Below are 14,030 nucleotides of genomic sequence, written 5' to 3' on the forward strand. Positions count from 1 at the left end.
GACCTGCACGCGCTGTTGATCCTTCTGACTCAACATGATCGTCTCCCTGGTCATAGTCCCAGGGTGACATAGTCACGGAACTGTTAGGGGGTGACATTATTGCTGAACTACTACATTTTTCGCGATCTTTCATTGACACAAACCGCCGCCGGGGCTATACTCGGCTCAAAGTTCGCAGCCCAACGTCGCAGTTATGCGTGCCACGTCCATTCATTGGGTCGGACCGGGACTATACGGCAGCGGACGACGGAGCGGCACCGAACCAAATATCGTGGTAGGGCGCGGCGGACCATGAAGCCCGGCCGGGGAGCGTGTACGGCTCCTGTGCTGGGCTTCTGCGTTTTGTGTAACGCGGCACCGACCGCCGGAACGATGCATCGATGGCCGACGTACAGTGGGGTAGATACTGAGTGGTCGGAGGTTCCGTGAACGGCAATCGCGTGGAGGTCTTGGGCCGTTCCGCGAAGCGGCGGGCGGCACCCTGCGGGATCGGGTGAGCCGGATGGGCGAGATGACAACGGTCGAGACGTACCTGGCCGCGAGCCGGCGCGATCGGCGTCTGACGCGGACGACGCTCCACTACATCGCCGACATGATCGACTACTTCGGCAAGGCCCGCGTGTTCGAAGGCGTGTACGGGATGGATTCCCAGCTCGACGAGATCGTCAGCTTCTTTCGCGGGTACGCGATGAGCATGGAGCGGCGGCTGCTGCTCCTCGTCGGACCGCAGGGCTCCGGCAAGTCGATGACGGTGGACCGCCTCAAGCGCCGGCTCGAAGAGTACTCGCACAAGCCGGACGGGGCGCTGTACGCGGTGGAGCGGTGCCCGTTCCACCAACACCCCTTCGACCTGATCCCGGCGGACGCGCGGGAGGCGGAAGGGCTCTGGTGGCACGAGGAAGCCGTGCCGTGTCCGGTCTGCGAGCAGACGGTCGCCGCGTGGGGCGGATGGCGGGCCGTACCGGTGCGGCAGATCTTCATCTCGGCGCGGGACAAGATCGGGGTGGCGAAGCACACGCCGACCGATCTCCGCCGTGAGGACATCACGAACTTTGTCGGCAACATCAACTTTGCGATGCTCAAGGAGCGCGGGTCCACCTACGATCCCGCGGCGTACGACTTCGAGGGCAAGGTGATCTGGGCCAACCGCGGGGTGCTCGATTGGACCGAGGTGTTCAAGAGCCGCCGCCAGCTGCTGTCGCTCCTGCTCGAGCTGATCCAGTCGAAGCGGATCGACCTGGCCAACTTTCCGACCGTCCACGTCGACTCCGTCGTGATCGGGCACACGAACTACCCCGAGTACAACGTGTTCCTCTCCGAGGACATCATGGAGCCGCTCCGGGGGAGGATCCACAAGATCGACTTCCCCTACAACGTGGACGTGGGTGGCGAGACGCGGATCTACCGGGGCCTGGTCGAGCGGGCGAATCGGGTTCGCGGGGAAGAGAAGCACGTTCCCTCGGACGTCTTCGACCTGGCGGCGACCTACGCGGTGAAGACCCGGCAGGAGTCGCAGGGCCTCAAAGGACTCTCTCCGCGCTTCTTTGAAGACGCGTTCTCGCTGGCCTATACTCGCGCCGGACGCTGCATCGATCTCGAGGTGATCACCGACGCGATCGAGCAGACCTTTGCACACCAGTCGATCAAGGACCTCAACCAGAAGGACCTGTTGAAGCTGTTCGAAGAGACCAAGGTCGAGTTCATCAACAAGAAGGTCGACGTGATCGTGGAGGAGATCGTCCCGAGCCACTTCTACGACTACGCGCAGAATCTCTACCTGAACTACCTCGACGTCGCGGCCCGCAGCGTGCTCGGCGAGGCGCTGTCGGACAGTGAGAAGGAGCTGCTCGACGAACTGGAGGGCGTGCTCGTGCAGAAGCGCCAGATCAGCCGCCAGGGGCGCGTCGCGTTCGAGAACGTCTTGCTGGAACGGCGGGACGAGCTGCGCCGGATGAGCTACCGCGACAACGAGCACCTCGCGGGCGCGATCAACGAGGTCGTGTTCAACAAGATCAAGAACTGCCTGCGCCTCTACGAGAAGACCGAGGAGATGGACCAAAAGAGCCGCGACCTGCTGGACGTCCTGCAGCGCAGCGCCGTCGAGGAGCACGGGTACTGCCCGTCGTGCGCGCCGTCGCTGTTCAAGATCATCGGCCGGAGCTTCTAGGGGACCCGGGGCGCGTGTCATGAAGATCCACCGCGGACGCATCGCCCAGTACAAGCACGATGCCCTGCTGCGGGACTATCTCAAGCAGAACCTGAACGACCTGATTCAGCAGAAAGAGCTGATCATCGACGGACGGGTGAAGACCCAGATCGCCACGCTGGATCTGCCGACCCTCAAATTCGGCGAGGACGCGCAGTTCCTGGCCCAGGGCGGGGGCGGCGGCGGCGCCGGGGCGGGCGGCGGTGCGCAGGGGGCCGGCGGCGAGCAGGTCCAGGCACTCGGCGGCTTGCTCGGCGGAGACCACCACGGCCGGGAGCTGACCGTCGAGCTGGACTTCGACGAGTTCGTCCGGTTGGCCCAGGAGGTGCTGCTCGACGAGCTCTGCCTGCCGACGTTCCACGAGCCCACCCGTTCCGGCGAGGTGGAGACCCAGGACACGCCGGAGCTGGACGATCTGGACCGGATCGGGCTCCGGGCCGACCTGAACCTCGAGGAGACGATGGCGCAGAGCCTGCTGCGCAACGCCCGGGAGCGGGGGCAGCTGCAGTACGACGTGGATGTGCAGCAGGACGGGTGGTACTTCATTGAAGATCCCACGACGTTTCGGAACCACCGCTCCGTGGAGATCTACGTCCTGGATATCTCCGGCTCGATGCGCGGCGAGTACCTCGCCCTCGTGCGCAAAACGATCTTCGTCCTCTGGCACTATCTCGAGCGGCGCTATCCGACGAACCTCCGCCGGTACGTCGTCTTCCAGGACGTGGCCGAGGAGAAGGGGCGTGACGAGTTCTTCTGCGTGGAGTCGAGCGGCGGGACGCACATCAGCACCGGGTTTCAGAAGGCGGTGGAGCTGCTGGCCGGGGTGACCGAGTACGACAAGTTCCTGTTCATCTTCACCGACGGGGAGACGAGTTCCGGCGACTTCGACGTGGCGAAGCGCGCGTATGAGGAAGCGCTCGGCGCGTTCGATCTCGTCACCTACGGCCACGTGAACCCCGGCGGCCGGGGCGTCGGCGGCTTCAGCGAGCACGTCCAGGAGACGGTGCGGTCCCGCCAGGGCGCCATCTTCGCGAACCTCGTCGATCTCGAGACGATCCGCGCGACGATGCGGGAGTTTCTCGGCTTCTTCGATGCCCGGGCGGCCGCGGCGGCGCCGCAGTGACCCGCGAGGGGACGGCGATGCTGAGCGAATACGAGCCGGTCATCCGCCGGTTGGAGGGGTTGGCCCACGACCGCGGCCTCGCGTTCGACCCCGTGATCTTCCAGATCACGGACAGCGACGCGATCGCGGAGGTCGCCAGCATGGGCCTCCCCAACCGGTTCATCCACTGGTACTGGGGCGGGGCGTACAAGGAGCTCGTGACCCAGCAGAACAAGGAAGTGTTCACGATCCTCGAGCTGGTGCTCAACACGGCGCCGTCGCACGCGTTCTTGCGGAGCGCCAACACCTATCTGCAGAACGTGTTGGTGATCGCCCACGTCCTCGGCCACGCCGACTTCTTCGCGAACAACCACTGGTACCGCAAGTCCAACAAGAACATGCTGAACCACACCGAGCAGCACGCGCGCCTGATCCGGAGCTACGAGCTCCAGTACGGCCGCGAGCGCGTCGAGAAACTGCTCGACGCGCTGTTGACGGTGGCGACGTCGGTGAACGCGTTCGAGCGGAACCCGCAGGAGCGGCGGAAGCGCCTGATCTACTACCTGGAGGAGCGCGCGCCGCTCGACGAGTTCGAGCGCGTGCTGCTGGACGCGATCTGCGAGGAGGCGGAGTACTTCGACCTCATCCAGCGGACACACCTGATCAACGAGGGCTGGGCGACGTTCATCGAGGCCGAGCTGCTCACCCGGCTGCTGACCGCCCGCCAGTGGGCGAGCCTGTCCGTGCAGCTCTGCAACCGGCCGGCGCCGTACACGATCGGGTACACGCTGTTCAAGCACGTGCGCGACCGCGAGGGGTTCGCGCGGGTGCTAGAGATCCGGCGGTTCTACGAGGACGTGAGCCTGATCGACGTCGCCCTGACGGCAGAGATGGTGCGGCGCCTCGATCTGTTTGTCTACGATCCCAAGGAGAAGCAGAAGAGCTACGACCTCCCGAAGGTCAAGGACATGCTGATCGCGCAGAAACTGTACAAGGGAGAGCCGCGCGTGGAGGTGGACCCGGCGTCGCAGGGCCGGGACCTGCTCCTCGTGCATATGGACGAAGACCGCAAGCTCGAATCAAAGCGCGTCGGGCTGTTCCTGAAGGCCGTGTACGCGTTGTGGCGGAACCCGGTCAAGCTCCGTGCGAACGGCAAGGTGTACACGTACGACCGCCGAGGGCTCTCCTCGACGTAGGGACTCTGCTATAATTGGCGTGAATCGGACGCGGTGGGCGTTGCGGAGGCGGTCCATGATCTGGATGAAGGTACGTACGGTGGCGATGGACCAGCAGATGAACCCCGTCGTGCTGCTCGTCGATCAAGCCGAAACGCTCGCGCTGCCGATCTGGATCGGCACGCCGGAGGCGCAGTCGATCGCGCTCGAGCTGCAGGGCGTGAAGATGCCGCGGCCCATGACCCACGATCTGATCCGCGCGATGCTCACGCACCTCACCGTGAACGTGAGCCGCATCGTGGTGACCGATCTGCAGAACGGGACCTACTTCGCCGAGATCCACTTGACCCGGAACGGCGCGGACGTCGTCGTCGACTCGCGGCCGAGCGACGCGATCGCGCTCGCGCTGCGCACCGAGGCGCCGATCTACGTCGAGGAGAAGGTCGCCGCGACGGCGATCCCGCTGAAGAAGGCGTTCGACGAGCACGAGGTGGAGGAGTTCAAGAAGTTCCTGGACGGCGTCAAGCCCGCGGATTTCGAGAAGAAGCAAAAGGACCGCAAGCTGGAAGAATCGTAGCCCCGCCCCCCTCAGGCCATCACCACCCCGCCCGACAGCACCAGCGTGTGCCCTGTCATGTACGCCGCGGCGTCCGACGCGAGGAACACGGCCGCGCGCGCGACCTCCTCGGGCCGGGCGAACCGGCGCAGCGGAATGCGGGATGTGATCTGCTCGCGCTCCGCGATCGTCCGGTCGGCCTGGAACGCGGTCTCGGTGTAGCCGGGCGCGATCGCGTTCACGCGCACGTGGGGCGCGAGGTCGCGCGCCAGGCACTTCGTGAGCATCAGCACGGCGGCCTTGCTGACGTTGTAGTGGAGCGGGCCGGAGCCCGGCTCGATGCCGCGCATCGACGCGATGTTGACGATCGCGCCGCCCCCGCCTTGCTTGATCATGACCTGCGCGGCGGCTCGGCCGGCGAAGAACGGCCCGGTCACGTGGACCGCCATCATCCGCGACCAGCGCGCTTCGTCGATCTGCCACAGCGTGGCCCGGTCCACGATCCCGGCGTTGTTGACGAGCACGTCCAATCGCCCGAACGCCTTCACCGACTTCGCGATCAGGCCCTGCGCCGCGGCCGGTTCGCCGACGTCGGCCTGCACGGCGACCGCCCGTCCGCCGCTCGCCACGATCGCCTCGGCCACGGCGCGCGCCTCCGCGATCGACCGGGCGGCGTTTACCACCACGGCCGAGCCCTCCCGCGCGAACGCCTGGGCGATCGCGCGTCCGATGCCGCGGCTCGCGCCGGTCACGACGACGACGCTCTCCCGCAGCCGCATCAGGACGGCTTCGGCGCGGATGCCGGGGCGCCGCCGTGCGTGGTCCGCAGTGTCCTGGATGCGGCTTCGACGCTGCGGGCGACCTCACGATACTCGCGCAGCACGCGATCGCGTGCTGCGGCGATCTCGGGCAGCCGATCGGCGGCGCTCGCCGGCACGCGATCCTCGTCGAGCACGCGGGCGCGCGCGTCCGGGGTCACGAGGACGTCCACCTCCAGATCCTCCCACTCCAGCCGCGCGTGCTCGATGCGGGGCGGGCCGCTGAGGTTGAAGTAGTAGGCGAGCGTGGTTCCGTCCGGAGCGATCCAGTGATAGACGTTGTAGGGCCGATCGGTCCAGTAGTATGCGACGGTGAGGGTGCCGGCGGGCAGCGTGAGACCGCCGACCGTCCCGGGCCGCTCGAGCGTGTACAGGAGCACCGCGCGGTCGGCCGTCATCTCCGCGGCGCGGCATGCGTACGTTTTGGTCTCCCCCGCGAGCGTGCGCTTGATCTCGAGGACCTGCATGCCCAGAGGATTCCAACCGCCGAACTCCTTCCCCTCCGTCGGCGGCGTGCCGGCGCGGTCTGACACGCGACGCGGCGGGGCATGGTACCAAATGGACACCTGCGCCGCCCTCCGGGCGTCGGCAGGAGCACGGGTCGCCGGAACGAATAAGCAAACGAGGCAAGCCCGCAGGGTGGGTGTTCCGGCCCGCACTGAACACTACGTCGGGGGGGCGGGGTTGACGACGCGGCACCTGGGTCTTGTCCTGATCGCGTGTGGGTGCGCGGTGCTCGCTCCGCTGGTCCCGCGCGCGGACGCCGCGTCCACCTATACCGTCCGTCAGGGCGACAATCTCTGGACGATCGCCGCCCACCTGAAGGTGAATCTCCAGCAGCTTCTGTCCGCAAACCATCTCACGGCGACATCCATGATTCACCCGGGGGAACGGCTGCGTGTACCCGATGGTCCCGCGGCGCTTCCCGAACAGGGCGCGGCGGCCGCCACGGGGTACGAGGTCCGTCCGGGCGACACGCTGACGGGGATCGCCGCCCGTTTCGGCGTCGGCGTCCAGGCGCTCGTCGCCGCGAACCATCTCTCGCTCGCCTCGACGATTCGACCCGGTCAACAGCTGGCCGTTCCCGGCGCGGTTGCTGCTGGCGCACCGGCGCCCGCTGTGACGAAGACCGCCGCCGTTCCGACGACGACCGCAGTCGTTCCGGCGAATGAGACGCCGCGGCAACCGGCGAACGTGGCCGCCGTCCAGGACGCTGTACCGGCACAGACCGAAGGCGCGGGATCTGAGACGGTGGCCGCGACCTCGACCTCCCGGGCCCCAGGGCGACCCGCGGTCAGAACCGCGCTCGCCCCGGTCCGCACGTCCCTGCCGTCCCGCGGCGCCGCGTTCACGTCGGGGGTGGTACGGACCGCGCTTCGCTTCCTCGGGCGCCCCTACCAGTGGGCCGGCATCGGGGACCGCGGGTTCGACTGCTCGGGGTTGGTGTTCCGCGTGTTTGCGGTGATGGGGCTCAGCCTGCCGCACTCTTCCTTCGATCTGTTCCGCGACGGGATCTCGGTGCCGCGCTGGGCGCTCTCTCCAGGCGACCTGGTCTTCTTCCATACGTACGGGTACGGTGCAAGCCACGTAGGCATCTACCTCGGCGCCGACCGGTTCGTGCACGCGTCCAGCGATCGCGGTGTGGTCGTGTCGTCGATGTCGGAGCCGTACTACTACTACCGCTACCTCGGGGCACGCCGGATCTAAGCCGTCGTCGAGCACCCACGGTCATCCGAGCGGCGTGCGGCGCTCGGGATGGGCGGGTCTTCCCCCCGGTCACCCGGCGTAGGCGCAGGCGGGGTCGCTGGCCAGCGGATCGCCATAGCGCGCATACGCCCGCGCGCGGGATCCCCCGCAGCTCCCGGCGAATGCGCAGTGTCGGCATCGCCCCGAGAACTCCGACCGGCGGATTGCACGGAGCAGCGGATGGCGCCGGTAGATCTCCACCAGCGGGTCGGAGCGGACGTTGCCGAGCGACACCGGCAGGAAGCCCGACGGGTGCACGTCGCCATTGTACGCGACGAAGACGACGCCGTTCCCGTCGCGTGTGGCGACGCTCGGCGTCGCCGCCCCGCCGGCCGGCGAGCCGAGGAGATGACGCAGGCGTCGCGATAGGCGCGCGTACAGGGGCCCGAGGCGAAACGCGCCGGCGACATCATCCCCGAGGTATTCGCGCCGCTGCGCGGCCACGCGTCGGAAGAACGGGGCCTCGACGGTCCGCACCACGATCCCGAAGCAAGACGCGTCGACCAGGAAGTGGCACACGTCCTCGTGCTCGTTCGGGGAGATTTCCTCGCAGCTTGTTCCTCGGCCCACCGCGACGAGGAAGAACACTTCCCAGATCCGGACGCCCGTCGTCCGGAGGAACGCGCACACATCGGCGAGCTCCCCCACGTTGCGGCGCATCACGGTCGTGTTAATCTGCACCGCGAACCCTTGGGCGGCGAGGGTACCCGCCGCCCGGCGCGTCGCCTCGAAATGGCCGTGCACGCCCCGGATCGCCTCGTGGGTCTCGGCCCGGGCGCCGTCGAGACTGATCGAGAGAGCGCGGACCCCGCGCGCGCGGACCTGATCGAGCAGCGCGGACGTGAGCCGCGGCGTCACCGACGGCGAGAGCGCCACCCGCACGCCGACGTCGGCGGCGTGGTCGAGAAGCGCGAGCAGGTCGCGCCGCATCAGGCAGTCCCCGCCGGTAAGAATCAGAATCGGGCTGGGCTCGCCGAACCGCGAGATCTCGTCGATGAGTGCCGTGCCCTCGGCCGTGGTCAGTTCATCCGGCAGCGGCTGGAGCATCGCCGATGCGCGACAGTGCCGGCAGGCGAGCGCGCAGGCCCGCGTCGTCTCCCAGAAGACAAGGAGCGGCCGTTGTGCGAAATCGAGGGATCCACCCGGTCCGCCTGGCTGCATCACAGTTGAGCATAGGCGATCGCATCCGGCGCCGGATATCGGGTTGAGACCCGATTGCCGGCACCGACGAGCGCCTCGGCGCCGGACAAGGGAACCGTTGCTGCGGGAATGAAGACGACAGACGGCTCACGCCGTCGCGGAGGCGAGACAGATGGTCGTTCATCCGCTCGAGAAGGATCAAGCGCCCCCGGAGGCGCGCGCGATCTATGAGGCGATCGAACGGCAGGGCGGTCGCGCGTCCAACTTCATCAAGATCCTCGGGCATGCGCCGGCGATTCTCAAAGCGTTCCATGCGCTCAACGAGGCCGTCTTCGCGGAGGGAGCGCTGCCGGCCAAGCTCAAGGAGCTTGCGTTCCTGCGCACGTCCCTGCTCAACGGGTGCTACCGGTGCGCGCTGGCCCACAGCGCCTCCGCGAAACGGCGCGGGTACACGGACGAGCAGATCGCGGCGCTCAAGGAACCCCAGGGACGGCGGCGCGCCGATCTGTTCGATCCCGTGGAGATCGCCGTGCTCCGGTTCACGGATCTGCTGACGACCCGCCCCGGCAACGTGGATCCGAGCGACCTGGACGCGCTCGGTCGCCACCTCGCCGGGCCGCAGATCGTGGAGCTGGTCGCGACGATCGCCACCGCGTCCTGGACCAATCGGATCAACGAGGGGTTGCTGACGCCTCCCGGATAGCGCCCGGAGGCGTGCTGCGCGGGCGCCGGTCTCGAAGGGCCCGGCCTCGGGGCGCGCGGCGACTCCCCATGAGGGAAGGACCGCTGACGGCCGGACAGCCACCGACCCTGCGCGTGCGTCTCTCCGTGGCCGTCGCGCTCGGGAAGGCGACGGCGATGCTCAGCCGCGCGCTGCGCCGCGGCGGCGGAACCACGATGCCGGGGCGCGTCGCCCGCGCGGTCGAACCGGCGGTTGTCGGGCTGCTGTCCGCGCGGCTTCCGCTCGGCAGCGTCGTGATCGCCGGGACGAACGGCAAGACCACCACCGCGCATCTGCTCGCGCACATCATGCGCTCGCTCGGGCACCGGCCCGTGCACAACCGCGCCGGCGCGAACCTCGCGGCCGGGATCGCCTCCGCCCTCGTGGAGAACGCGGACCTGCTCGGTCGGCTCCGCGGCGACCTGGGCATCTTCGAGGTCGACGAAGCCACCGTGCCCCGCGTCGTCCCCGCGCTCGGCCCCCGCGTCGCGGTGTTCCTCAACCTGTTTCGAGACCAGCTCGATCGCTACGGCGAGATCGACTACATCGCCGGGTTGTGGCGATCGGCCGGTGCCGCGCTGTCGCCCGACCTCGCGGCCGTGGCCAATGCCGACGATCCGCTGGTCTTCGAGGCGGTGCGCGAGCTGCCGGGGACGCTCGTGACGTTCGGCATCGAGGACGACCGGTACGCGCGCCCGGCGCTCGAGCACACCGCGGAGGCGCGCTACTGCTATCGATGCGGGACCGCGTACGCGTACGAGGTCACCTACTTCGGGCACATGGGCCGGTGGCGGTGCGTCACCTGCGGGGTGGCGCGGCCGTCGCCGGATCTCGCGGCGCGCGACCTAGTGCTGTCGGGACCCGACGGCAGCGAGTTCACGATCGACGCGGGCGCCGCCGGGACGGCACGCGTGCGCACGGTCCTCCCCGGGCTGTACAATGTGTACAATGTCCTCGCCGCGGTGGCGGCGGCCGGTCGCCTCGGGGCCTCGCTCGGCGCGGCGGCGTCGGCGGTCGGCTCGGTCGCGCCCGCGTTCGGCCGGGCCGAGCGAGTGTCGGTGGACGGGCGTGAGGTGCGCCTGCTGCTCGTCAAGAACCCCGCGGGGTTCAACGAGGTGCTGCGGGTGGTGCTCGCCGCGGGGCCGCCGGCCGTCCTCCTGATCGCGATCAACGACCGGACGGCCGACGGGCGGGACGTGTCGTGGCTGTGGGACGTGGATGTCGAGATGCTGGCCGGGCGCGTCGGTCACGTGGTCGTGACGGGGATTCGCGCCGAGGACATGGCGCTCCGGCTGCAATACGCGGGTATCCCGCCCGAGGCAATCGAGGTCGAGCACGCGTACGACCGCGCGCTTCGGCGCGCCCTGGATCGCGCGGCGCCCGGGGGACTCTTCGTGCTGCCGACGTATACTGCGATGCTCGCGCTCCGCGGCGTGCTCCAACAATGGGGCGCGGTGAGGGGGTTCTGGGAGACGTGACGCCCACGTTGCGCATCTGTCACCTCTATCCGGATCTCTTGAATCTCTACGGCGACCGCGGCAACGTCATCGTGCTGGTCAATCGCGCGCGGTGGCGTGGCATCGAAGTCGCGGTCACGGAAGCGACACTCGGGACGCCGATCACCGCCAACGATGCGGATCTCTACTTCATCGGCGGCGGCGAGGACCGCCAGCAACGCGTCGCGGTCGCGGACCTACTCCAGCGCAAGCGCGGGCCGCTGGCGGACGCCGCGGCGGCCGGGGCGGTGGTGCTGGCCGTGTGCGGCGGGTACCAGCTCGTGGGACGGTTCTACCGCCCCGCGGAAGGGGAAGATCTGCCGGGAATCGGGCTCCTGGATCTGTGGACGGAACACGCCGGGCCGGGCACCCCCAGGCTCATCGGGAACCTCGTCATCCAGCCCGAGGGCGGCGAGCCGCCGATGGTCGGGTTCGAGAACCACGGCGGGCGCACGTACCTCGGCCCCGGCGCGAAGCCGCTCGGTCGGGTCGTTTCAGGGTTCGGCAACAACGGCCGCGACGGGTGGGAGGGGGCCGTCGCCGGTCACGTCTACGGCACCTACCTCCACGGCCCGCTGCTTCCGAAGAACCCCGTCTTCGCGGATCGGCTGCTTCGGGAAGCACTGGGGCGGCGGTATCCGGGCCTGGAACTCGCTCCGCTCCCCGACGCGCTCGAAGCGCGTGCGCGGGAAGCGGTGCTTGCCCGCGCCGGCAGGTCGGTGCCGGCGTGAGGACGCGCGTATTGGTCGTCCGTCGAGGAGAGGTGAACACGGCCTCGGGCGGGGCGGCGGGTAGGCTCGCGTATCCCGCCGGCTACGGCGGCAGTTCGAACGTTGGAGGGGACGCATGAGCACGGCATCGCCGGCTCAGCACGGCAGCATCGCGGCCGCGATCGGTTGGATGTTGCTTATCTCGATCCTGCTGTTTTGGCTGCCGGTGGTCGGCCCGCTCATCGCGGGGATCGTGGGCGGACGGAAAGCCGGCGGCGTCGGTGCCGCGATCTTGGCCGTGATCCTGCCGGCGCTCTGCCTCGGGGCCGCCCTGCTCGTCTTCGGGACGACCCTGACCGGCATCCCGTTGCTGGGAATGCTCGCGGGTCTCGGCACGACCGTGCTCGTGCTGCTCCACGCGGGACCGCTGCTGCTCGGGGCGATCATCGGCGGCCTGACCGTCTAGCACAGCCTCTGAGGCGGTGTCTCCCCATCGGGCGCGGACGTACGCTGTTCCTGACGAGGGGGCCCTCCACGGAGCCGCTCGTCAACCCGGGAGCCCGAGCGGCAGCAGCGCGAGCGCCATCAGCACGCCGACCTGCTGATGCAACATCGCGGTGCCTCGGAGCGCGCCTCTCGTGAGCGTCCTCGGGTCCGTGTCCTCGCGGACGACCTTCCACGTGCGCACGGCAAGCGGCAAGGTGACGAGGGCGACGAGGGAGAGCGGCGGGAGATGCCGCAGAACCACCCCCGCCACCAAAGCCAGATACGCCCCCGCGAGGAGCGCGCCATATTCGACGCGTGTGCCGCCCGGACCGATCACCGTCGCGAGGGTGCGCTTGCCCCGAGCCCGATCCTCCCCGAGGTCGCGCAAATTGTTCACGACGAGGATCGCCGTCACGAGGGCGCTGATCGGGATGGATGCCCACAGAGCGGCCGGCGAGAGGGTGCGCACCTGGACGTAGTACGTGCCGAGCACGATCACGGGACCCATGAAGACGAATACTACGGCGTCGCCGAGCCCCATGTACCCGAGCGGCAGCGGGCCGCCGGTGTACGCGTAGCCGGCCAGGATGCTCAAGATGCCTACCGCCAGGATCGGCCACCCCGCGACGGCGACCAGCCAGAGCCCGAGGATGCTCCCTACGCCGAGTAGGATCAGCCCGCCGACGCGCACCGCGGCGGGCGACAGGAGTCCCCGCTGAATCACGCCGCTGGGCCCGACCGACTCGGGTGTGTCCACACCGCGCACGTGGTCGTAGTAGTCGTTGATGACATTCGTGCCCGCGTGGATCGTGACGGAGGCGACGAGCGTCACCAGGAACAGCAGCGGCGAAAACCGGCCCGCGCGCACGGCGACCGCCGAACCGACGAGGACGGGCGTGACCGACGCCGTGAACGAGTACGGGCGCATGGCCAGCCACCACGTGCCGAGCGCGGCGTTCATCTTGATCCGGGAGTATCGCTGGGGCAGCGGGCCGTCGGTCTGCGGTAGGGATGCCCGGTGACGCCCGGGAACCTGCCCATCACACATCTGATCACGACCACGAGGATAGGATAGGGAGGATACGATGTCAACCGCCGTCCGTCTGACATTCGTGACCGCCGAGGGCCGCTTCGCGGGAGACGTACCGGCCGCGGGCGTGTTTCACGAGGCGCTCGAGCACCTGCTCCCGGAGGCGCTGCGCGTGGGGCGGCGCGTCACCATTCGCACGCCGGCCGGCGATGCGGTCTATCCGGACATGTTCGTCGGCGAAACCGTGGCACACTTTGGGACCGGAGAGTTCGCGGTGCGCTCGGAGCCGCTGCGTGGCGGGGCGAGGCCGTGGCGGACGCTGGGCGTGGACCACTTGGCGCTGGCCGTGCACGACAGGCAGGACGCCCGACGGCTGCTCGAGGATGGCCTGGGCATGCAGGTCGTGCGGGACGATCCGCACCAGACCGTCCTGACCACGGGGTTAACGGCTGTGTTTTTGTTCGACGCGACGCCGGGCCCGCTGAATCCGGGACTCCCGTCCCGCGTACACCATCTCGGATTCGTCGTCGACGACCTAGACGCCGCGTGGCAGCATGTGCGTGCGCGAGGGTACGCGTCCGACTACATGGTGCTCGAGCGTGACGAGCGATGGTCATTGTACTTCTTCTATGAGAACGGGGACGCCCGGTTCATGATTCAGCTCTCGGAGATCAAGGCAGAACAGCGCGGCTTCGACCATCCGACACGGTTTACGGACCGCATGTTCGACTACAGTCGGCACCGGTACGGTGTGCGATTCGACGATCGGCAGGGCTAGCGCAGACGCACCCGCCCAGGCGGCCGCGTTGCGAACGGCCGGGATTGGGATAGTATACTAATGGGG

14 protein-coding genes are annotated in these 14,030 nt (G+C 68.5%); 10 read left to right on the forward strand and 4 right to left on the reverse strand.

The features are described from left to right. Positions 1-511: 511 nt before the first annotated feature. Genes VKZ50_16150 through VKZ50_16165 form a run of 4 tightly spaced genes read left to right on the forward strand, consistent with a single transcriptional unit; the run spans position 512 to position 5,060 of the window. Positions 512-2,167 (forward strand): hypothetical protein, encoded by a 1,656-nt coding sequence (locus tag VKZ50_16150; GenBank protein HLJ61258.1) that lies wholly within the window; start codon positions 512-514, stop codon positions 2,165-2,167. 19 nt (positions 2,168-2,186) lie between these two features. After that, complete coding sequence (locus VKZ50_16155; protein ID HLJ61259.1) at positions 2,187-3,329, forward strand: DUF444 family protein; 1,143 nt, start codon at positions 2,187-2,189, stop codon at positions 3,327-3,329. A 17-nt stretch (positions 3,330-3,346) separates the two neighbouring features. Beyond that, positions 3,347-4,504 carry a SpoVR family protein gene (locus VKZ50_16160; protein ID HLJ61260.1) on the forward strand — a complete coding sequence of 386 codons (1,158 nt, stop codon included), beginning with the start codon at positions 3,347-3,349 and terminating at the stop codon, positions 4,502-4,504. Positions 4,505-4,559: 55 nt separating this feature from the next. Then, positions 4,560-5,060: a bifunctional nuclease family protein gene (locus tag VKZ50_16165; protein ID HLJ61261.1), complete on the forward strand. Its 501-nt coding sequence runs from the start codon at positions 4,560-4,562 to the stop codon at positions 5,058-5,060. 11 nt (positions 5,061-5,071) lie between these two features. On the opposite strand, the gene VKZ50_16170 is transcribed toward VKZ50_16165, so the two are convergent. Continuing rightward, positions 5,072-5,818 carry a 3-oxoacyl-ACP reductase family protein gene (locus VKZ50_16170; protein HLJ61262.1) on the reverse strand — a complete coding sequence of 249 codons (747 nt, stop codon included), beginning with the start codon at positions 5,816-5,818 and terminating at the stop codon, positions 5,072-5,074. Next, positions 5,818-6,423 carry a DUF402 domain-containing protein gene (locus tag VKZ50_16175; GenBank protein HLJ61263.1) on the reverse strand — a complete coding sequence of 202 codons (606 nt, stop codon included), beginning with the start codon at positions 6,421-6,423 and terminating at the stop codon, positions 5,818-5,820. Before VKZ50_16175 ends, VKZ50_16170 begins: the two co-directional genes overlap by 1 nt. A 118-nt stretch (positions 6,424-6,541) precedes the next feature. Here VKZ50_16175 and VKZ50_16180 point away from each other — a divergent pair, with 118 nt between their 5' ends. Beyond that, entirely contained in the window at positions 6,542-7,564 is a 1,023-nt protein-coding gene (locus tag VKZ50_16180; protein ID HLJ61264.1) for a LysM peptidoglycan-binding domain-containing protein, read from the forward strand. 69 nt (positions 7,565-7,633) lie between these two features. Here the strand turns inward: VKZ50_16180 and VKZ50_16185 are convergent, their stop codons facing one another. Further along, entirely contained in the window at positions 7,634-8,764 is a 1,131-nt protein-coding gene (locus tag VKZ50_16185) for a TIGR04053 family radical SAM/SPASM domain-containing protein (protein ID HLJ61265.1), read from the reverse strand. Between the two features lie 151 nt (positions 8,765-8,915). On the opposite strand from VKZ50_16185, the gene VKZ50_16190 reads away from it, so the two are divergent. From VKZ50_16190 to VKZ50_16205, 4 genes are all read left to right on the forward strand, one after another. Next, positions 8,916-9,446 (forward strand): carboxymuconolactone decarboxylase family protein, encoded by a 531-nt coding sequence (locus tag VKZ50_16190; GenBank protein ID HLJ61266.1) that lies wholly within the window; start codon positions 8,916-8,918, stop codon positions 9,444-9,446. A 68-nt stretch (positions 9,447-9,514) separates the two neighbouring features. Then, on the forward strand, positions 9,515-10,942 hold the full coding sequence (locus VKZ50_16195; GenBank protein HLJ61267.1) for a MurT ligase domain-containing protein: 1,428 nt from the start codon (positions 9,515-9,517) through the stop codon (positions 10,940-10,942). Further along, complete coding sequence (locus VKZ50_16200) at positions 10,939-11,691, forward strand: glutamine amidotransferase (GenBank protein ID HLJ61268.1); 753 nt, start codon at positions 10,939-10,941, stop codon at positions 11,689-11,691. The genes VKZ50_16195 and VKZ50_16200 overlap by 4 nt, the downstream gene beginning before the upstream one ends. 115 nt (positions 11,692-11,806) lie before the next feature. After that, positions 11,807-12,136, forward strand: a complete 330-nt coding sequence (locus VKZ50_16205) for a hypothetical protein (protein ID HLJ61269.1) — start codon at positions 11,807-11,809, stop codon at positions 12,134-12,136. Between the two features lie 81 nt (positions 12,137-12,217). Here the strand turns inward: VKZ50_16205 and VKZ50_16210 are convergent, their stop codons facing one another. Then, positions 12,218-13,204 carry a 1,4-dihydroxy-2-naphthoate polyprenyltransferase gene (locus tag VKZ50_16210; protein ID HLJ61270.1) on the reverse strand — a complete coding sequence of 329 codons (987 nt, stop codon included), beginning with the start codon at positions 13,202-13,204 and terminating at the stop codon, positions 12,218-12,220. Between the two features lie 37 nt (positions 13,205-13,241). Here VKZ50_16210 and VKZ50_16215 point away from each other — a divergent pair, with 37 nt between their 5' ends. Further along, positions 13,242-13,964 (forward strand): VOC family protein, encoded by a 723-nt coding sequence (locus tag VKZ50_16215; protein HLJ61271.1) that lies wholly within the window; start codon positions 13,242-13,244, stop codon positions 13,962-13,964. Positions 13,965-14,030 lie beyond the last annotated feature (66 nt).

Source organism: bacterium (genome assembly GCA_035295165.1).
GTDB lineage: Bacteria > Sysuimicrobiota > Sysuimicrobiia > Sysuimicrobiales > Segetimicrobiaceae > JAJPIA01.